This window comes from Glycomyces sambucus, from assembly GCF_900102815.1.
Lineage (GTDB): Bacteria > Actinomycetota > Actinomycetes > Mycobacteriales > Micromonosporaceae > Glycomyces > Glycomyces sambucus.
The window spans coordinates 259,155-277,865 of record NZ_FNGF01000006.1 but is presented as its reverse complement, the minus strand read 5'-3'; the positions used below and the strand labels follow the sequence as shown (position 1 = coordinate 277,865).

Annotated in this window: 17 protein-coding genes; 6 read left to right on the top strand and 11 right to left on the bottom strand. The window is 72.6% G+C overall.

Going from position 1 to position 18,711, the window contains the following annotated elements:
• Positions 1-22: 22 nt before the first annotated feature.
• Genes atpA through atpD form a run of 3 tightly spaced genes read left to right on the top strand, consistent with a single transcriptional unit; the run spans position 23 to position 4,028 of the window.
• Entirely contained in the window at positions 23-1,657 is a 1,635-nt protein-coding gene (gene atpA, locus BLS99_RS19105) for a F0F1 ATP synthase subunit alpha (protein ID WP_091053271.1), read from the top strand.
• Positions 1,658-1,659: 2 nt separating this feature from the next.
• Positions 1,660-2,598 (top strand): F0F1 ATP synthase subunit gamma, encoded by a 939-nt coding sequence (locus BLS99_RS19100; RefSeq protein ID WP_091053268.1) that lies wholly within the window; start codon positions 1,660-1,662, stop codon positions 2,596-2,598.
• A 2-nt stretch (positions 2,599-2,600) separates the two neighbouring features.
• A complete protein-coding gene (gene atpD, locus BLS99_RS19095) occupies positions 2,601-4,028 on the top strand; it encodes a F0F1 ATP synthase subunit beta (RefSeq protein WP_091053265.1) in 1,428 nt (475 codons plus the stop codon).
• 83 nt (positions 4,029-4,111) lie between these two features.
• Here the strand turns inward: atpD and BLS99_RS19090 are convergent, their stop codons facing one another.
• On the bottom strand, positions 4,112-4,621 hold the full coding sequence (locus tag BLS99_RS19090; RefSeq protein ID WP_143034874.1) for a hypothetical protein: 510 nt from the start codon (positions 4,619-4,621) through the stop codon (positions 4,112-4,114).
• 101 nt (positions 4,622-4,722) lie between these two features.
• Between BLS99_RS19090 and BLS99_RS19085 the strand changes: the two genes are divergently transcribed.
• A complete protein-coding gene (locus tag BLS99_RS19085; protein ID WP_091053260.1) occupies positions 4,723-5,415 on the top strand; it encodes a response regulator transcription factor in 693 nt (230 codons plus the stop codon).
• Complete coding sequence (locus BLS99_RS19080) at positions 5,412-6,671, top strand: HAMP domain-containing sensor histidine kinase (protein ID WP_091053257.1); 1,260 nt, start codon at positions 5,412-5,414, stop codon at positions 6,669-6,671. The genes BLS99_RS19085 and BLS99_RS19080 overlap by 4 nt, the downstream gene beginning before the upstream one ends.
• A gap of 22 nt (positions 6,672-6,693) precedes the next feature.
• On the opposite strand, the gene BLS99_RS19075 is transcribed toward BLS99_RS19080, so the two are convergent.
• The 4 genes from BLS99_RS19075 to BLS99_RS19060 form a co-directional block, all read right to left on the bottom strand.
• Positions 6,694-7,449, bottom strand: a complete 756-nt coding sequence (locus BLS99_RS19075) for a polyphosphate polymerase domain-containing protein (protein ID WP_143034873.1) — start codon at positions 7,447-7,449, stop codon at positions 6,694-6,696.
• Positions 7,446-8,051: a DUF4956 domain-containing protein gene (locus BLS99_RS19070; RefSeq protein WP_143034872.1), complete on the bottom strand. Its 606-nt coding sequence runs from the start codon at positions 8,049-8,051 to the stop codon at positions 7,446-7,448. The genes BLS99_RS19075 and BLS99_RS19070 overlap by 4 nt, the downstream gene beginning before the upstream one ends.
• 166 nt (positions 8,052-8,217) lie before the next feature.
• Entirely contained in the window at positions 8,218-9,147 is a 930-nt protein-coding gene (locus BLS99_RS19065; protein ID WP_091053255.1) for a glycosyltransferase family 2 protein, read from the bottom strand.
• Positions 9,140-10,159 (bottom strand): sulfotransferase, encoded by a 1,020-nt coding sequence (locus BLS99_RS19060; protein ID WP_091053252.1) that lies wholly within the window; start codon positions 10,157-10,159, stop codon positions 9,140-9,142. The genes BLS99_RS19065 and BLS99_RS19060 overlap by 8 nt, the downstream gene beginning before the upstream one ends.
• Before the next feature lie 189 nt (positions 10,160-10,348).
• Here BLS99_RS19060 and BLS99_RS19055 point away from each other — a divergent pair, with 189 nt between their 5' ends.
• On the top strand, positions 10,349-11,107 hold the full coding sequence (locus tag BLS99_RS19055; protein WP_245712317.1) for a WecB/TagA/CpsF family glycosyltransferase: 759 nt from the start codon (positions 10,349-10,351) through the stop codon (positions 11,105-11,107).
• 49 nt (positions 11,108-11,156) lie between these two features.
• Here the strand turns inward: BLS99_RS19055 and BLS99_RS19050 are convergent, their stop codons facing one another.
• From BLS99_RS19050 to BLS99_RS19025, 6 genes are read right to left on the bottom strand one after another with little or no spacing between them, the layout of a single operon-like run.
• On the bottom strand, positions 11,157-11,888 hold the full coding sequence (locus BLS99_RS19050) for a class I SAM-dependent methyltransferase (protein ID WP_091053247.1): 732 nt from the start codon (positions 11,886-11,888) through the stop codon (positions 11,157-11,159).
• An 11-nt stretch (positions 11,889-11,899) separates the two neighbouring features.
• A complete protein-coding gene (locus tag BLS99_RS19045; RefSeq protein WP_091053244.1) occupies positions 11,900-13,360 on the bottom strand; it encodes a lipopolysaccharide biosynthesis protein in 1,461 nt (486 codons plus the stop codon).
• A complete protein-coding gene (locus BLS99_RS19040; protein WP_091053242.1) occupies positions 13,348-14,232 on the bottom strand; it encodes a sulfotransferase family protein in 885 nt (294 codons plus the stop codon). Before BLS99_RS19040 ends, BLS99_RS19045 begins: the two co-directional genes overlap by 13 nt.
• Before the next feature lie 17 nt (positions 14,233-14,249).
• Positions 14,250-15,494, bottom strand: coding sequence for a hypothetical protein (locus BLS99_RS19035; protein WP_091053239.1), 1,245 nt, complete (start codon positions 15,492-15,494; stop codon positions 14,250-14,252).
• Complete coding sequence (locus BLS99_RS19030) at positions 15,491-16,870, bottom strand: hypothetical protein (protein ID WP_091053236.1); 1,380 nt, start codon at positions 16,868-16,870, stop codon at positions 15,491-15,493. Before BLS99_RS19030 ends, BLS99_RS19035 begins: the two co-directional genes overlap by 4 nt.
• Complete coding sequence (locus BLS99_RS19025; RefSeq protein WP_091053234.1) at positions 16,867-18,531, bottom strand: Wzz/FepE/Etk N-terminal domain-containing protein; 1,665 nt, start codon at positions 18,529-18,531, stop codon at positions 16,867-16,869. Before BLS99_RS19025 ends, BLS99_RS19030 begins: the two co-directional genes overlap by 4 nt.
• Positions 18,532-18,711: the final 180 nt, after the last annotated feature.

The window sequence follows — 18,711 nt, the reverse complement described above, 5'->3', positions numbered from 1 at the left end:
CAACAGAAAGGGAAACGTTCAGATGGCTGAATTGACCATCTCCTCTGACGAGATCCGCAACGCGCTCGACGCGTACGTCTCGTCGTACCGGCCGGAGATCACCCGCGAAGAGGTCGGTACCGTCACCTCCGCCGGCGACGGCATCGCCGTCGTGGAGGGCCTGCCCTCCGTCATGGCCAACGAGCTCCTGGAGTTCGAGGGCGGCGTCATGGGCCTCGCCCTGAACCTCGACGTGCGCGAGATCGGCGCCGTGCTCCTCGGCGACCCGACCAAGGTCGGCGAGGGCCAGCCCGTCAAGCGGACCGGCAAGGTCCTCTCGGTGCCGGTCGGCGACAAGTTCCTGGGCCGCGTCGTCGACGCCCTGGGCAACCCCATCGACGACCTCGGCGAGATCGAGGCCGAGGGCGAGCGCGAGCTCGAGGCCCAGGCCCCGAACGTCATCAACCGCCAGTCGGTGGGCGAGCCGGTCGAGACCGGCATCAAGGCCATCGACTCGATGACCCCCATCGGCCGCGGCCAGCGCCAGCTCATCATCGGCGACCGCAAGACCGGCAAGACGCAGGTCGCGATCGACACGATCATCAACCAGCGCGCGAACTGGGAGTCCGGCGACCCGACGAAGCAGCTGCGCTGCATCTACGTCGCGATCGGCCAGAAGGGCTCCACGGTCGCCGGCATCAAGGGCATGCTCGAAGAGCACGGCGCGATGGAGTACACCACCATCGTGGCGGCCAACGCCGACGAGCCCGCGGGTCTGAAGTACCTCGCCCCCTACACCGGTTCGGCCATCGGCCAGCACTGGATGTACGGCGGCAAGCACGTCCTCATCGTCTTCGACGACCTGTCGAAGCAGGCCGAGGCGTACCGCACCGTGTCGCTGCTGCTGCGCCGTCCCCCGGGCCGCGAGGCGTTCCCCGGCGACGTCTTCTACCTGCACTCCCGTCTGCTGGAGCGCTGCGCGAAGCTGTCCGACGAGCTGGGCGCGGGCTCGCTGACCGGTCTGCCGATCATCGAGACCAAGGCCGGCGACATCTCGCAGTTCATCCCGACCAACGTCATCTCGATCACCGACGGCCAGGTCTTCCTCGAAGAGGGCCTGTTCAACTCGGGCGTGCGGCCGGCGATCAACGTCGGCACCTCCGTCTCCCGAGTCGGCGGCGCCGCCCAGACCAAGGGCATGCGCTCGGTGGCCGGCTCGCTGCGTCTGGACCTGGCCCAGTACCGCGACCTGGAGGCGTTCGCCGCCTTCGCGTCGGACCTGGACGCCGCGTCCCGCGCGCAGCTGGACCGCGGTCTGCGCATGGTCGAGCTTCTCAAGCAGGGTGTGGCCGCGCCGCTCCCGATGGGCGAGGAGACCATCTCGATCTGGGCCGGCACCGCGGGCGAGCTCGACGACATCCCGGTGGGCGAGGTGCGCCGCTTCGAGAGCGAGTTCCTCTCGTACATGCGCTCCAACCACAAGGACGTCGTCGCCCAGCTCAACGCGGGCAAGGACAAGGTGTCGGGCGACATCGAGGACACCCTCAAGCGCGCCGTCGCCAAGTTCAAGCAGATGTTCAAGGCCAACGCCGACGACCTGCACGTGACCGACGTCGCCGAGGACGCCCTTGAGGGCGACGTCGACGTCGAGACCGTCAAGCGCGTCAAGAAGGGTTAGCCATGTCAGCGCAGCTTCGTACTTTGCGCAAGCGGCTGAAGTCGACCCAGTCCATCAAGAAGATCACCAAGGCGCAGGAGCTGGTCGCGACCAGCCGGATCTCCAAGGCGCAGGACCGGGTCGCGGCGTCGCTGCCGTACTCCCGGGCCATGACGAGCGTGATGACGTCCCTGGCGTCGAACGCGTCGATCAACCACCCGCTGCTCCAGCCGCGTGCGGCGGTGCGCCGGGCGGGCGTCCTGGTGATCACGGCCGACAAGGGGATGTGCGGCGCGTACAACGCGAACGCCATCCGCACGGCCGAGCAGCTGGTCTCGCGCCTGTCCGAGGAGGGCAAGGTCCCGGTCCTGTACGTCGCCGGCCGCAAGGGCGTCGACTACTACCGGTTCCGCTCCCGGAAGATCGAGCAGTCGTGGACCGGGTTCTCGCAGACCCCGAAGGTCTCGGACGCGCAGGAGATCACGCGGACGCTGCTCGCGGCGTTCATGTCCGGCGCCGACGACGATGGTGACGACGCGGGTGCCGACGGTATCCTCGGAGTGGACGAGCTGCACATCGTGCACACCAGGTTCGTCTCGCTGCTGACGCAGACTCCCGAGCCGCGGCAGCTGGCGCCCCTCGAGGTCGAGGAGGTGGAGGAGTCCGAGCTCGAAGAGCACGTGCTCCTCCCGGACTACGAGTTCGAGCCGAACCCGGAGGCGCTGCTCGACGCGCTGCTGCCGAAGTACCTGACGACCCGCATCTACGCGTCGCTGATCGACGCCGCGGCCAGCGAGCTGGCGTCGAAGCGTCGGGCGATGAAGGCGGCCTCGGACAATGCCGATGAATTGATCAAGACCCTGCGGCGGAGCGCGAACGCGGCGCGGCAGGCGGCGATCACGCAGGAGATCAGCGAAATCGTGGGCGGGGCCAGTGCCCTTTCCGCCGCAGGAAGAGAGTAACGATGACTGACACCCAAGGAGTGGGGCGCGTCGTACGGGTCATCGGGCCCGTCGTCGACGTCGAGTTCCCGCGAAACGCCATCCCGGCGATCTTCAACGCACTCCACGTTGACGTGACCTACGGCGACAGCCCGAAGACGCTGACCCTGGAAGTGGCCCAGCACCTGGGCGACAGCCAGATCCGCGGCATCTGCATGGCGCCGACCGACGGCCTCGTCCGCGGCGCCGAGGTGCGCGACACCGGCGCGCAGATCAAGGTCCCGGTCGGCGACGGCATCAAGGGCAAGGTCTTCAATGTCCTCGGCGAGTGCCTCAACCTCCCCGAGGGGGAGACGCTCGAAGCCGACGACCACTGGGAGATCCACCGCCACGCCCCGGCGTTCGCGCAGCTGGAGCCGAAGACCGAGATGCTGGAGACCGGCATCAAGGCGATCGACCTCCTCGCCCCGTACGTCAAGGGCGGCAAGATCGGCCTGTTCGGCGGCGCCGGCGTGGGCAAGACGGTGCTCATCCAGGAGATGATCATCCGCGTCGCCCAGAACTTCGGCGGTTCGTCGGTGTTCGCGGGCGTCGGCGAGCGCACCCGTGAGGGCAACGACCTCATCGCGGAGATGGACGAGGCGGGCGTGCTCCCGAAGACCTCGCTCGTCTACGGCCAGATGGACGAGCCGCCGGGCGTGCGTCTGCGCGTCGCCCTGTCGGCCCTGACGATGGCCGAGTACTTCCGCGACGTCAAGAACCAGGAGGTGCTGCTCTTCATCGACAACATCTTCCGGTTCACGCAGGCCGGTTCGGAGACCTCCGCGCTGCTGGGCCGCATGCCCTCGGCCGTGGGCTACCAGCCGACCCTCGCCGACGAGATGGGTGAGCTCCAGGAGCGCATCACCTCGCTGCGCGGCAAGGCCATCACCTCGATGCAGGCCGTGTACGTCCCCGCGGACGACTACACCGACCCGGCGCCGTTCACCGCGTTCACGCACCTGGACGCGACGACGAACCTCGAGCGGAAGATCTCCGACAAGGGCATCTACCCCGCGATCGACCCGCTGGCCTCGAACTCCCGCATCCTGGAGCCCGAGGTCGTCGGTGCCGAGCACTACGCGGTGGCGTCGACGGTGAAGCAGATCCTGCAGAAGTACAACGAGCTGCAGGACATCATCGCGATCCTCGGCATGGACGAGCTGTCCGAAGAGGACCGGCTCGTCGTGGGCCGGGCGCGCCGCATCGAGCGCTTCCTGTCGCAGAACACCTTCGCGGCGAAGCAGTTCACCGGCGTCGAGGGCTCGTTCGTCCCCGTCAAGGAGACCGTCGAGGCGTTCAAGAAGATCGCCGAGGGGGAGTACGACCACTTCCCCGAGCAGGCGTTCTTCATGTGCGGCGGTCTCGACGACCTGCACCGGAACGAAGAGGAGCTCCGCAAGAAGGGCTAGCCCTTCTTCGCAGTACTCGACGAACGGCCCCGGAACCGACTGGTTCCGGGGCCGTTCGCCTTTCCCCCTTGGTGGAACGCTGGTCAGTCGTCGTTGTCGTCGTCGCCGGACTGGAGCGCGGCGGCGGGCACGCCGGCCGTGCAGGTGGCGATGTAGTGGAAGCCGTCGTCATCGTCGTCGTCATCGCCCGCGGCGGTGAACGTGACCGACGCCTGCGGGCCGGGCCCCTGGTCGACGGCGGCGGCGTTCCAGCCCTGCGCTGGCGTCCACCACGAGATGCGGACCTCGTCGCCCTCGCACACCGCCATGAACGTGCCGCCGTCGCCGCCGAGCACATGGCCCCCGGCTTCGGTCGGCGGCGCCTCGGAGGCCGCCGTGGTCTCAGCGCCCGTCGGCGTCCCGCTCGCGGACGGCTCGTCGGTGGTCCCCGCGTGGTCCGCGTCCGCGAGCTGCTCCAGCACGTCGTCCTCGGACATCGGCTGCTCGGGCCCGGCGAGGCTCCCGCCCTGCGCCAGCGCCACCGCGCCGATCCCCGCCGCCACGGCGACCGCCGCGAACGTCACCCACCCGGCCACCGCCCATTTCCTCTGCATGGCCCCAGGATGCGGCCCCGATGGTTAAGGCCGCGATAAGACGGGTCTAAGCCCTGGTCAGGGTGTGGCCGGTTCGCGTTCTTCCGCATAGGCTTCCGGCCATGGCCCAACTGCTCCTGATCGAGGACGACGAGCGGGTCCGCACGACGCTCATGCGCTCGCTGCGGGACCTGCGCCACCAGGTCGCCTCCGCGCCCGACGCGATGACGGGCCTGCGCGCCGCGATCGACCACCGCCCCGACCTGGTCGTGCTTGACCTCGGGCTGCCCGACCTCGACGGCGCGCAGATGCTGCGGATGCTCCGCGGCGTCTCCGACGTGCCGGTGATCGTGGCGACCGCCCGCGACGACGAGGACGAGATCGTGCGCGTCCTCGGCTCGGGCGCCGACGACTACGTGGTCAAGCCCTTCACCGCCAAGCAGCTCGACGCGCGCATCCAGGCCGTGCTGCGCCGCGTCGGCGGCCCAGCAGCCGACCCCACGGTCACCGTGGGGCCCTTGCGCATCGACCCGCGCGGACGCGCCGCGCACCTCGACGGGAAGCCGCTGGAACTGAGCCCCAAGGAGTTCGACCTGCTGCACTACCTCGCGGCCCGCGCCGGCGAGGTGGTCGCCAAGCGCCAGCTCCTCACCGACGTGTGGGACCTGCCGTTCGGCGGCGCGGACAAGACCGTCGACGTGCACCTGGCGTGGCTGCGGCGCAAGCTCGGCGAGACCGCGCAGGCGCCGCGGTTCCTGCACACCGTGCGCGGCGTGGGCGTCAAGCTCGTCGACCCCGCGGGCGGCGCGGCATGAGGGCCCGGCTGACGCTGCTCGTGGCCGCCACCGCGAGCCTCATCCTCCTGGCGTTCTCGATCCCCATGGCGATCCTGCTGCGCAACAGCGCGGCCCAGCACGCGGTCGACAGCGCGCAGCAGGAGGGCCAGACCCTCGTGAGCACGGTCAGCTCCGGCGACCGGGCCGCGACGCAGGCGGCCGTGGAGAGCTACAACGTCGCCGGGCTGTACCCGGTCACGGTGTTCTGGCCCGACGGGTCGGTCATCGGCGTCGACGCGCCGCGCTCGAACGCGGTCGAACTCGCCGCGGCCGGGTCCTCGATCACCGCCGAGGCCGACGGGGGCCGCGAGGTCCTGTTTAACGTGAACGTCGACGGGCGGGCCGCGGTCATCCGCGTCTACGTCTCCGACGACCAGCTCACCGCCGGCGTCGCCCGCTCGTGGCTGCTCCTCGGCGCGATCGCCCTGCTGCTCTTGGGGTTCGGGCTGCTGCTGGCGTGGCGGCTCGCGCAGGTGATCCTGGTGCCGCTGCACGACCTCGCGGCCGTGTCCCACCGCCTCGCCAGAGGCGACCTCGACGCCCGCGCCGACGCCGCGGGCCCGGCGGAGCTGCGGAACGTCGGCACCGCGCTGAACACCCTCGCCGACCGCATCCGGGAGCTCCTGGAGGCCGAGCGCGAGCGGGTCGCCGACCTCTCGCACCGGCTCCGGACCCCGCTCACCGTCCTCAGACTCGAGACCGAGGCCCTGGGGGACCACGCGCAGCGCGAACCCGTGGAGCGGGCCGTGGCCGATGTGGAGCGGGCTGTGAACGAGGCGATCCGCGACGCCCGCAACCCGGCCCAGGCCGGGACCTGCGACGCCGCCGCCGTCGTGGCCGAGCGGGTCGAGTTCTGGTCGGCGCTGGCGGAGGACACCGCCCGCGAGTGCCGGGTCCGGCTCGCGCCGGGGCCGCTGCCGGTGTCGCTGTCGGCCGCCGACCTCGCCGCCGCCATGGACTCGCTGCTCGCCAACGTCTTCGCGCACACCCCGGACGGGACCGCGTTCGAGGTCCGCCTCGTGCCCCGCTACGAGTCGGGTGCCACAGTGGACGTCGCGGACGAAGGGCCGGGGCTCCCCAACCTCGGGGTGTTCCAGCGCGGCCGCTCCGAAGGCGGCTCCACGGGCCTGGGCCTCGACATCGCCGGGCGCGCCGCCGCCGCCTCGGGCGGCCAGCTCGTGTTCGGCCAGGGCCCGGGCGGCAGGGGCGCGCTCATCAGGCTCGAACTCGGCTGAGCCGCAACCGAAACCGCACCGCTCACCGTCCCGGGAAGCACTCGTTGAGCGCCCGCGCCCACGGGTTCCCGTGCATCCCGGGCGCGAGCACCGCCACCGCGAGGCAGTACTTCGAGACCGCCACCGGCCGCGCCCCCATCGACCACAGGAGACGGTCTGCCGAGCCGCCCGGCCGGGCCGCCTTGACCTCCACGAGGCACCGCGGCCGCGCGGCCACCGTGCCGGAGGCGGTGACGCACCGCAGGTCCTCGTCGCACGTGATGCGCACGCCCGCAGCCGGGTTCACGAGCGTATGCCGTCGGTAGTCGGTGCGCAGCCGCGGCTCCAGGCCCGGCGGGACGCCCATCCCGTACGCCTCCCGCAGCGCCCGCGCCAGGTGTGCGGCGGCCTCGGGGGTGATCCGGGCGGCGTCGGCCGCGGCGTACGGCAGGCGCTCCTTGACCGTGTCCTGCCTGGCGCCCTTCACCTTCACCTCGAACGCGCAGTCGCCCGAGTCCGCGTAGAGCCGGGTGCGGACCTTGAAGCGCCGCCGCCGGCCCTGCCGGTGCTGCCGGTACGTCAAGAGGTCCGGGGTGTCGAAGTACACCGACTCGTACGCGAACCGGCGCCGCCCGCCGATGTCGAGGCACGACCACTCGCCGGTGTCCGCCAGGCGGTCCTGGAACCACCGGTACCGCTCGGGCGTCAGCAGGTACTTCGTGTCGACGCGCGTCTGGAGGTCCGCGGCGGCGACCACCTCGTCGAGCCCCATGGCGCCGAACGCGCCGAGGCCGCTCACCGGGTCCTCGCCAGCGGCACGGTGCGCTCGGCCGGGACCCGCCGCGACGGCGACCCGTGCGGCACGAAGCGCACGTCGACGGTCATCGTCTCGCGCACGTAGTCGGTGTCGACCACCTCGAACTTGCGCACCGAGGCGTCCAGGCGCCGCTCCAGGTCCTCCCGCAGGCGCGCCTCGTCGCGGTGGACCGTGTCGAGCACGACCATGCGGTGGCGTGACCGGTACGCCAGGCGCGGGTGGTCGGCCACGAACATGGTGACCACCAGCAGGACCGACAGCCCGATCATCACCAGCGGCCGCGAGGACCCGATGCCGTTGATGAGGCCGAGCGCCAGGGCCGTGAAGTAGTAGCCGACGTCGCGCTGGGAGATCTGGTCCGAGCGCAGCCGCAGGATCGACAGGACCCCGAAGAGCCCGAACGCGAGTCCGAGGCTCACCTGCTGCGAGAGCATGAGCGCCGAGACCGCGAAGACCCCGACGTTCAGGGCGACGTACGCGAGCGCGAGGTCGGTGCGGTGGTGCCGCCGGTAGTAGATCGCGCACGCGAGCACGGTGATCGCGAACAGGTCGACGGGCAGGGCGAGTGCGAGCGCGAGACTCACGGTTCCTCCTCGGGGGCCGGGGCGCCGCCCGGTCGGGCGGCATGGGAGGAACCGTATTGGGCCGGAGGTTAAGCGGCCGCTAAGCAGTGAATAACGAGCGGACAAGCGGTGAACGGGAAGGGCCGCGGCCGTTCGGATACAGCGAAGGTGCAGACGCCGTGCCGGTTCAGATGCCGCGGCCGCGGCGGTGCAGGGCCGCCATCACCGCGGGGACGCCCACGATGCCGGCCGCCGCGGCGGCGGCGACGGCCGCGCGGGGCTCGCCCGGGTTCGCCTTCGTGGCGCGCAGGGCCCACCGCAGGGCCTCCTTGCGGTCGCCGATCGCCGCGTGCCAGCACGCGATCTGCCCGTAGACCCGCGCGGCGCCCTCGGGGCTGCCGTGGATCTCGGGGTGGCGGTCGAGGATCCACCGCAACGAGGAGATCTTGGTGTCCCAGCGGGTCTCGAAGTGCGACCCGGCCCAGTTCACGAGCGCGTACGGCGTGTCCACGTGCGCGATCGGCCGGCGCCGGGACGCCCGCAGGAGCATGTCCCAGTCCTCGTTCTGCGAGCCCGGGGCGTCCTCCGCGACGAGCCCGAGCCCGCCCAGGAGCGCCGAGCGGCGGAACAGGAACGTCGAGGAGTGGAGCATCATCATCCGCGACCGCAGCAGGTCCACGTGGCGCACGGTCGACTTGAGCGCGAGCCGCGCGTTCCGCTTGCCGCGGTAGTCGACCTCGATCGCGGTGGTGCACAGCTCGGCCTCGGTGCCGAGGGCCGCGACCTGCGCGGCGAGCTTCCCGGGCAGCCATTCGTCGTCGTCGTCGAGGAACGCGACCAGGTCGGTCTCGACCGCGGCGATCCCGGTGTTGCGGGCCCCCGCCAGGCCCGGGGTGCGCTCGTTGCGGACCACCCGCACCGGGCGCCCCTCGGTCGCGGCGGGCCCGCCGTTGAGCTCCGCCTCCAGGCCCGGGTCGGGCTTGGCCCGGTCGAAGACCACGACGACCTCGATCGCGCCGGGGTAGAACTGGGTCAGCACCGACCGCAGGGCGGCCCGCATCTGCTGCGGGCGGTCGTGCGTCGGGATCACGACCCCGACGGAAGGCCAGTCAGTCACGTGCGCTCACCTCTTCGCGTGCGGGATCCTCCAGCGGCGCATCGTCCTCGCTCAGGTACCCATACCTCCCCAGGAGGGGCCGCGTCAAGGTCGAGACCATCCTGCGGGTGCCGTCCGAGAGGTCCTCGGTCCACGCCTCGTCGGGGAAGATCGGGATGCGCCCGACGGTGAACCGCATCGGGTTGCCCGCCGCCGAGTGGCTCGGGCCCAGGTCGGCCCAGCCGTCGCCGATGTAGTTCAGGTCCGACTCGACCAGGTCGAGCCCGCAGAACCGCGCGAGCGAGGCGATGACCCGCCTGGGGCGCTGGATGATCCGCTCGTACCGGACCCGCCGCACCGGGACCCCGCGGCGGGCCAGGAGGCTGAACGCGGCGTTCTGCGCGTTCCACAGCATCGCGGCCTTCGCGGGGGAGTAGCGGGTCATCTGGTCGCCGGTGGGCGACTCGGGACGGCGCACCTGCTTCGTCCACGAGTAGGCGACGCCGCGCGAGTCGCGCACGACGTGCATGACCCGCAGATCGATCTTCGGGGACCAGCGCAGGCAGTACGCGAGTGACGCGTGCTTCGAGGAGTCGACCACGACCTGCGCCCGCGTGTCCTTCGCGGCGGCGGCGTAGATCTTCTCGAAGTACTCGGCGTACTCGGTGACGAGCTGGTGCTGCGCGGGCGCGAGCTTCTTCGCGGCGAGCGCCGGGATGTGCCGGGTGCGGTCGACGGTGTGCTTCAGGGCGTTCAGCCGCTCGACGTCCACGTCCTCCCAGGACCCGAACGCGCGCGAGCCGATGCGCTGCCAGAACTCGCAGTGCGAGAAGGTCGCGCCGCACGCGCACATCTCGTTGCCGACCAGGTCCCGCTCCCACAGGTGGGTGATCTCCCCGAGCGGGACGACCCCGGGCAGCTGCCCCAGCAGGCGCTCCAGGAGCGTGGTGCCGGAGCGGCCCAGGCCCCCGATGAAGACCACCTTGACGCGGTTCTCGGACTGCTCGGACTGCTCGGCCGTTCTCCAGCTCACTGAACCCTCGCTCACCCTCGTGCTCCCCCTGTATCGACTCCTATAACGAGCCGGGGTGGGGTCGGGGACACGCCCTGGACCGAAAAAACCCGGAAAACCGCCCGCCGGGCTCTAGCGTCTGATGTCATGGAGCGCTTGGGCCCTGCGCGCGCCGGAGGCGCGAGCGGCAGACCTTCCCCACGAGTCCGCTTGGGCGGCATCGGCATCGACCCCGTCACGGAGGCCGAGGCGGTTGCGCGCGTGCTCGCGTCGATCGAGGCCGGCCGCGGGGGGCGGATCGTCACCCCGAACGTGGACATCGTCGCCGCCGCGCGCCGCCGCCCCGAACTGCGCGCGGTCGTCGACGCCGCCGACCTCGTCACCGCCGACGGGGCGCCGCTGGTGTGGGCGGCCCGGCTCGCGGGCACGCCGCTGCCCGCCCGGGTCGCCGGCTCCGACCTGGTGTGGAGCCTGTCGGCCGCGGCCTCCGAACGGGGCCTGCGCATCGCGCTCCTGGGCGGCACGCCCGATGGCGCCGCGCGCCCCACCGAGCGCGCCGCCGAGATCCTCGAAGCCCGCTACCCGGGCCTGAAGGTGGTCGGCGCCTGGTGCCCCCCGATGGGCTTCGACACGGACGAGTCGCAGTGGCGCGCGCTGGTCGAGCGCGTCCAGGCCGCCGCCCCCGACCTGGTCTACGTCGGCCTGGGGTTCCCGAAGCAGGAGCACGTGTGCGTGCGCCTGCGCACCGCGGCCCCCAGGGCGTGGCTCCTCGGCTGCGGCGCGAGCATCGACTTCATCGCCGGATACCGCCGCCGCGCCCCGAAGTGGATGCGGCGCACCGGCACCGAATGGCTGTTCCGGATGTGCTCGGAGCCCCGCCGCCTCGTGCGCCGCTACCTCCGCGACGACCTCCCCGAGGCGCTGCGGCTCCTCGCCGAGGCCGCGGGAGCACGCCGGAACCGGCCCTGAGCGCGCCCCTGCGGACCGGACGGCACCGCCCGGTCGCCGGGCAGTGCGTCTACCGCCTGCGGGCGATGTAGACGACGTCCGTGGCCCACTTCGACATCGGCGAGCACAGCATCGTGTCGGCGGCCTTCGACGCCCAGATCCACGGCCGCCGGTAGCACCCCTGCGTGAACATCGTGAAGCCCTGCATGCCGACCAGCTCGAACCCGTGCCGGTCGAACAGCTCCGCCATCTCCTCGTGCGACAGCTCCTGGAACCACGTGTGCGCGTCCAGGCGCCCGAAGGTCTTGCGCAGGTGCCGCAGCGACGACGCGTTCCCGTGGTTCTCCACCAGCAGCAGCCCCGAGTCCGGGTCCGGCAGCGCCATCGACGCGAAGTCCATCAACTGGTCCCGCAGGTGCAGGTCCACGTTGAGCACGAACCGGAACGCCGTCACCAGGCGCGGCCGCGTCTCGTCCGGCTCCGGCACCGCCAGGCCCGGCGCCACCAGGTGCGCGTGCCCCGGCGTGCCCAGCTCCCGGCCCTTCTGGAGCATCGCCTCCGACGTGTCGTACCCGTGCGACACCGACACCAGGCCCGCGAGCATCCGCGCGACCCGGCCCGTCCCCGACGCGAAGTCGTGGTGCACCGGCGGCATCCCGAACGCGTGCGGCACGAAACCGCGCAGCCAGCCCGTCTGCCGGCTCGACACGATCGACGAGAACGTCCCGGGCGCGTAGGTGCGCTCGGCGTACTTCTCGACCGCCGTCGGGTCCCGGAAGACCTCGGTGTAGTTGGCTGCCACGGTGCTCCCCCTCAGATCCTGGTCCGGTAGCGCAGCAGCGCCACCGCCCACGCGGCACCGGCCGCCGCCAGCGCGGCGAGCGTCCACACCGGACCGAACGGCGAGACCGCCAGCGGCAGGACCCCGAACCCGAGGCCCGCCGCGAGCAGCGCACGCCGCGTCAGCGCCCCGAACGGATGCAGCCCGAAGGCGCGCCAGAGCTGCGCGAGTGGAACCAAATTATTGACCAGGACCGCCGCCGACCACGCGATCGCCGCGCCGACGACGCCCATCGTGGGGATCAGCGCCAGGTTCAACCCGACGTTGACGACGAGTGAGACGGAGACGTCGATCAGCTGCCAGGAGGTCTTCCCCGCCATCGACAGCATCGAGTCCACCACCCCGCACGCCGAGGCGCACATCATCGCCGGGACCAGCACCCACACCACCGTGCGCGCCTCGTCCGTGGCGTACTCGCCGCCGAACACCCGCAGGTACCAGTCGGCGAGGAGGCCCACCGCCAGGTACACCGGCCAGGTCAGCGACACGATCCACGCCGTCGACTCCTGGTACAGCGCCCGCGCCGACGCGGGCGCGCCCGCGGCCATCGCCGCCGCCGCTCGCGGCTGCACCGACTGGCCCACCGCGCCCGAGGCCATCTGGCCGACGATCACGAACCGGGTCGCCACCGTGTAGACCGCCGCCGCGCCCAGGCCCGCGAGCGCCGCCACCATGATGATGTCGAGCCGCTGGAGCCCCAGCTGCGCCACGCTCGCCGCCGCCCGCGGCGCGGTGAACCCCCAGAACGCCCGCGCTGAGACCCGGTCGGGGAACTCCCGGTCCGCGCCCGAGGCCCGGTGGCGCCGCAGCAGGTACCAGCCCGCGGCGAGCGCCGCGGGGAAGTACGGCAGCACCCACGCGAACGTGATCCACTGCGCCGTCGCCGTCCCCGCCAGGGCGATCGCCCCGAGGCCGAGGAGCTGGGCGACCGTGCGCCCGAGCTTGTCGATGACCACCGACGGGCCCATGAGACGGTACCCGCGCGTGGCCGCCAGCAGCGACTCCATCGCCACCGACGCGGGGATGAACACCGCGAGCAGCCGCACCAGGTCCGGGCTCGCGAACAGCGGCGCCGTCAGCAGCAGCGCGAACGCCGCCGCGAACGACGCGATCGCGGCCGGCCACAGGCCCAGCCGCAGCACCGACCCGATCGCCCCGTCCCGCCCGTTCCGGTGCAGCCGGGCGACCCAGTACACGAGCCCCGTCGGGGTCCCCAGGCGCGCGAGCGCGCCCGCGAGCATGAACACCGAGGTCGCCGCGAAGAACGCGCCCGCCTCGGCGGGGCTCAGCGCGACGGCCGCCAGCCACGTGACCGCCAGGCCCCCGAGCCCCGAGACCGCGGCCCCGACCAGGTTCGCCAGGCCCCCGCGGGCGGTGCCGCGCAGCTCCTCCCGGGTCCCCGCCTCCGCGTCCTGCGCGGTCAGCGCCGCCAACTCGGCACCCCTCCGAGCCAGTCCGCGAGCCGCTCGTCGTAGGGCCCGTAGTGCTCGGTCAGCAGCTCCCGCAGCTCCGCGGACATGGGGGAGGGGCGCCCGCGCGCGTTGTGGCGCGCGAACGCGAACTCGCCGATCCACGGCAGGCCCAGGAACCGCAGGACCCGCTCGAACGCGTCCTCGGGCCGGGTGAAGAACTCGCCCGAGTCCAGCACCAGCACCCGGTCGCGGCCCACCTGCGCCGCCAGCGGCTCCAGGAAGTCCGTGTACTGCCCGCGCGCGGTGTACGCGTGGTGCTGGTGCGCGAAGCTGTACAGCGCCGGGTCGGCCCGCAGCCGCGCCTCGACGCCGTCGAGCCGCGACGGCTCGGCCTCCACGGCCTCGGCGAAGTCCGCGATCGGCTCGAACCCGCGCGCCACCTCGTGCGCGTGGTGCGACCACGCCCGCTCGACCGGGTCGCGGACCAGCACGATCACCTTGACGTCCGGCAGGTCCCGCGCGAAGCGCGCCGCCGCGAGCGGGTGGTACAGGTAGTACGGGCTCGACTCGAACGCGATCGGCACCAGGCCGGTCCGGTCGGCGACGCGCGCGCCCGCCCCCTGCGTGGGGAAGTGCCCGCGGTACCAGGCCGGGCCGCGCTGGTAGTTCGTGTCGAAGTAGTGCACGCCCTTGTGGAACACCGGCTTCAGGATCGCCGGGTGCTGGGCCAGGGCCCGGTACAGGGAGGTGGTGCCGCAGCGCTGGCCGCCGCACACCAGCAGGCCCGGCAGCATCCGCGAGGAGGCCGTCAGGCGCCCGAAGGTGCGCGAGGAGTGGCCGACGACGGCCTTGAGCTGGGTCGGGATGCGCTCGCGCAGAGTCCGCTGGGTCATTCGATGTTCCTTGCCGCTCAACAGGTGCCGTCGGTGGAGCCGGCCTGCGCGGTCCGCTGGCGGGCGATGTGGCGCAGCAGGGTCGGCAGGAGCCAGCGGCCGAGGGCCCCCAGCGCCGCCCCGGCGCGCTCGGCCTGGTCGCCCATGTAGCGGGCGGCGAGGTCCACGAGGTACAGCAGCGCGGTCGGCTCGGCCTCCGCGGGGGCGACCCCCATCGGCGCGAGGATCGCGGGCGCGTCGGCGACGAGGCCGAGCACGGCCGTCGTCGGGTCGGTCGCCTTGGTGACGATGTCGTCCTGGAGCCGGAAGTGGACGGCGTCGAACCCGTAGGGGACGCCGGTCTCGAAGCGCTCCAGGTCCCACAGGTAGATGCGCTCCTCGGTCTCGCGGGTGTTCCACGGCGACCAGTCGCCGTGCCACGCGCCGAAGGTCATCGACGAGGACCCGTACCGGTCGAGGAGGGTCTCCCCGGCGGTCTGGAGCGTGTCGGCGTCGGGTTCGCCGCGCTCGGTGAGCGCCTTGAGCCTGGTGCGCAGCCGCGCGGCGTAGTCGGACTCCCCGAGCGGGAACCGCGAGGTGCCGCAGGCGTCGGCGAGTTCGCGCATGGCGGCGGTGCGGCGGGCCGTCCCGAGATCGGCGGGCGCTTCCCAGGCCGGGAGCGCCGAGGTCACCATCAGGTTGTGGCCGTTCCAGTTCCCGGAGTGCAGGAGCCGCGGCACGCGCAGCAGCCGGAGGTCGCAGAACTCGCTCAGGCGCTTGGTGGCGGCGGTCTCGGCGTCGACGAGTTCGCGGGTGAGCGCGTTGACGCCGAGCTTCGCGAACGCGACGGTGTTCGCGTCCCCGTCGAGGATCTGGAGCACCGGTTTGCGGTTCGCTCGCGCGGGGCCGATGTGGACGCTCAGGTGGACCTCGTGGCCGAGGACCGCCGCGAGGTGGTCGTCGATGCCCTCGGCGCCGCCGACCTTGACGCGGTGCGGCAGCAGCAGCCGGTCCAGGCCCAGGCGCAGCGCCAGGACCGCGGCGTCGCGCTTGAGGCGGGCGCCGCGCGCGGCCGGGCGCGCGTACCGCGACAGCGCCGCGGCGGCGACCTTCCGGTCGGCGGCCGGGATGAGGACGCGCGGCTTGCGGCGCCCGGGCACGACGATGTAGGGCCTGGCGGGCGCGTCCCCGGCGCTGCCGCCGGGGTAGAGCTGGTCGACCACCTCCGCGAGGTAGGTCGCCCGCCTGCGCAGGTCGTCGGCGGTCTTCAGTGCTCGACTCATCGGTTCTCCGTCTCTGGGCCCTGGGCACCGGGCGCGGTGGTTCTGTTGGCGGCGAGGAGGACGTAGCTGAGCAGCGTGAGCAGGAGGGGCGTCACCAGCGAGTTGTAGTAGAACATCGTGAGCAGCGAGAACCCGACCACGGCGCTCCCGGCGATGCCGACCGCTGAGTGGTCGGACCTGAAGCGCCACAGGACCGCGAGCGCGAACCCGAGGTACGCGGCGGTCCCGGCGATCCCGTGCGCGAACATGACCTGCCACAGCTGCCCGTTCCCGCCGAGGGTGCGCCCGCCGCAGCGGGGGCACTCGGGGGTCGGGCCGACGGCGATCGACTCGCCGGACCCGAGGGTCTTCCTGGTGGACCCGAAGCCGAGGACCGGCGAGTGCTCCACGACCAGTTCGGTGGCGCGCTCGGAGGAGAACGCCCGGCCCTCGTCGGAGTGGCCGTTGTCCATGCGGGCCTGCACCACGGTCCCCAGCGGCGTCAGGACCACGAGGAGCACCGCGGCGCATCCGGCGCCGCCGAGGGCGAGCATCCCGCCGGGCCGGCCGGAGACCAGCAGCCGCAGCGCGGTGAACACGGCGATGGCGGCGAGGCCGAGCCACAGGCCGCGGTTCATCGAGTAGACCGCCGGGACCAGCGAGACCGCCAGGAGCGCGACCGCGGCGACGCGCCACTTCGTCTTGAGCGGCAGGCAGAACGCGGCCACGGTGAACCAGACGGCGGTGATCGCGTAGTTGTTGCCCCACGTGTTCGTGTAGCCCCACGGGGCGGCCGGGCGCGGCGTCTCGTAGCCGAGGAAGTCCATGGTCTGGGCCGCCTGCGGGTGCACCAGCGACTGCACGAACCCGTCCTTCGCCACGGCGTTCGGCAGCATCGCCTCCACCGGGGACGTGTACTCGAAGCCTCCGAAGAACGTGCCGAGGAGCCCGCCCGCGACGGTGACGGCGAACAGCCACGCGAGCAGCCGGATCAACCGCTCGCGCCGGAGCTTCCCTTCGAGGACGAGGTTGTACGCCCACAGGGCGACGAGCGTGACGCAGCAGTAGAACCCGAACCGGTAGGTCGCCCCCGGGAGGCTCGACAGGAACGTCTCGGGCACCACCCCGGGCGGGTCGACGCCGAGGTTCGCGAGGCTGAGCACCACCGCGAGCAGGAACAGCAGCCACCACCCGAACGCGGGCGGGACCGCGATCGAGCGGCGCCGCACCAGCTTCACGGCGGCGACGGCGGCGACGAACGGGATCGCGAGCACGCCCAGCCCGAGCGCCCACCACAGCGGGTAGGCCGCGAGCAGCCACGTGAGCGAGGCGCCCTCGGACCGCTCGGCGGTCGCGCGCTCCCTGCCGGCCGAGCGGGCGGCCGCGAGCAGGGTCATCGCGGCTCGGCGGCGGGCGCCGCCGACGCGGTGCCCACCGCGGGGATCACCTCGGTGGCCGCGGCGTCGTCGACCGGTTCGAGCGAGTCGGTCGGCGTCTCGTCGGCGGTGGGGACGCGGCGCGACATGAGTTCGCGGCGCGCGGTCGGCAGCGGCACGGTGTTCATCGGCCCGAGCACGCCCGGGAGCAGGACCGCGCCGAGCAGCGGCGTGTCGATCTGCCGCATGGCGACCGCGGCGGCCGCGGTCTCGGCGATCGCGTCGCGCTGCGACTGGACGGCGAGGATCACGGCGTCGGCGTGCCCGGCGAGGAGCTGGGCGTCGGCCGAGCACGACAGCGGCGGCGCGTCGACGACCACGAACCGGCCCGCCTCGGCGAGCTTCGCGAAGGTCTCGGCGGCGGCCTCGCTGGTGGGCCCGGCGGCGCGCGCGGCGGCGCCGGGGCCGATCACCGACAGGCTCGGCTGCCGCGGCGCGGCCTGGACCGCGGTGGCGAGGTCGATCCGGCCCGACCACGCGTCGGCGAGGCCCGGGACCGGGTCGGTGCCGAACAGCTCCGGCAGGCCCACGGTGGTGCTCGGGTTCGCGGCGACGGCCGTGACGCGGTCGCCCGCGCGGGCCATCGCGGTGGCGAGGTTCGCGGCGACGACGCTCGCGGCCGGCCCGGGCGCGACCCCGGCGACGACGATGACGCGCTGGTCGCGGGTGAGCTGCGAGGCGACGATGTTCCGCAGCTGCGAGAACACCCGCCCGCCGGGGCTGTAGGCCCCGAACACCTCGCGCCGCTGGAACTTCACGGCCGGCGGCACGGAGGCGAGCACGTCGAGTTCGCAGCGCTCGACCAGGTCGGCCGGGTAGGAGACGCGGCGGGCCAGGCGGTGGCGCGCCCACGCGAGCATGAGGCCCAGCGGGAGCCCGGCGCCGAGGGCCGCGGCGAGGTTGAACATCGCGTTCGGGCTGATCGGGGCCTGCGGCAGCGACGCCTGGTTGATGATCCGGCCCGGCGAGACCGCGTCGGTCTGGGCCCGCAGGCCCGCGACGGCGGCCTCGATCTCCCCGGCCTGGCGCTCCAGGTCGTCCAGATCGGACTCGAGTCCGGCGCGGCCGCCGTCCCCGTCGCCCATCCCGTCGAGCCGCTCCTCGGCGGCGTCGATCTCGGCCCGGACGGTCTCCAGCTCCACGTTCGCGGCGCCGATCTCGCGCTCGATCGACGCGGTGGCGCCGGAGAGCCGGTGCGCGAGGTACGCCTCGCTGAACGCGACGGTGCCCTCCCGCGCGGCCTGCGGCGTGCCGGCCTGGAAGCTGATCTCCAGCACCGCGGTGTTGGGCGGCACGGTGACCGACACCTGCGACACGAGGTCGGCGGCCGGGTCGGCCCCGAGCGCCGCGGCGGCGGCCTCGGCGACCTCGGTCGACTTGACGAGCTGCGCCTCGGTGTCCAGGTTGACCTGCCCGGCGGTGCGGGCACCCTGGACCTCGGTGTCGCCCGCGGTCGGCAGCACCAGGACCGACGCGGTCGACTCGTAGACCTCCTGGCTCAGCTCGGTGTAGGCCACGCCTGCGGCGAGCGCCGCGGCGACGGTGCCCGCGACGAGCCACCAGGAGCGGCGGACGATGACGCCGTAATCGGCGAGCGTGCGGGCGGCAGGGGTCCTCAACACGAAGCCCTCTCTCGTTCTAGGGATCTCGAATGAGTAACGAGTGATGTGTCCGAAAGGTGACGGCCGCGCCGCGCCACGCGCGACAAGGGTTGTAATCGGGAGAGGAGACGAGTAGAAGCCAATTTGTTCGCTAATATGGTGATTCGCAATACCGAGTCCGGATCACATTGGACGGAAGAA

What these genes read in the sequence shown, in the direction of transcription:
- atpA (WP_091053271.1), top strand. Translation starts at nt 23, where the DNA reads ATGGCTGAATTGACCATCTCCTCTGACGAGATCCGCAACGCGCTCGAC.
- BLS99_RS19100 (WP_091053268.1), top strand. Translation starts at nt 1,660, where the DNA reads ATGTCAGCGCAGCTTCGTACTTTGCGCAAGCGGCTGAAGTCGACCCAG.
- atpD (WP_091053265.1), top strand. Translation starts at nt 2,601, where the DNA reads ATGACTGACACCCAAGGAGTGGGGCGCGTCGTACGGGTCATCGGGCCC.
- BLS99_RS19090 (WP_143034874.1), bottom strand. Translation starts at nt 4,621, where the DNA reads ATGCAGAGGAAATGGGCGGTGGCCGGGTGGGTGACGTTCGCGGCGGTC.
- BLS99_RS19085 (WP_091053260.1), top strand. Translation starts at nt 4,723, where the DNA reads ATGGCCCAACTGCTCCTGATCGAGGACGACGAGCGGGTCCGCACGACG.
- BLS99_RS19080 (WP_091053257.1), top strand. Translation starts at nt 5,412, where the DNA reads ATGAGGGCCCGGCTGACGCTGCTCGTGGCCGCCACCGCGAGCCTCATC.
- BLS99_RS19040 (WP_091053242.1), bottom strand. Translation starts at nt 14,232, where the DNA reads ATGACCCAGCGGACTCTGCGCGAGCGCATCCCGACCCAGCTCAAGGCC.
- BLS99_RS19035 (WP_091053239.1), bottom strand. Translation starts at nt 15,494, where the DNA reads ATGAGTCGAGCACTGAAGACCGCCGACGACCTGCGCAGGCGGGCGACC.
- BLS99_RS19030 (WP_091053236.1), bottom strand. Translation starts at nt 16,870, where the DNA reads ATGACCCTGCTCGCGGCCGCCCGCTCGGCCGGCAGGGAGCGCGCGACC.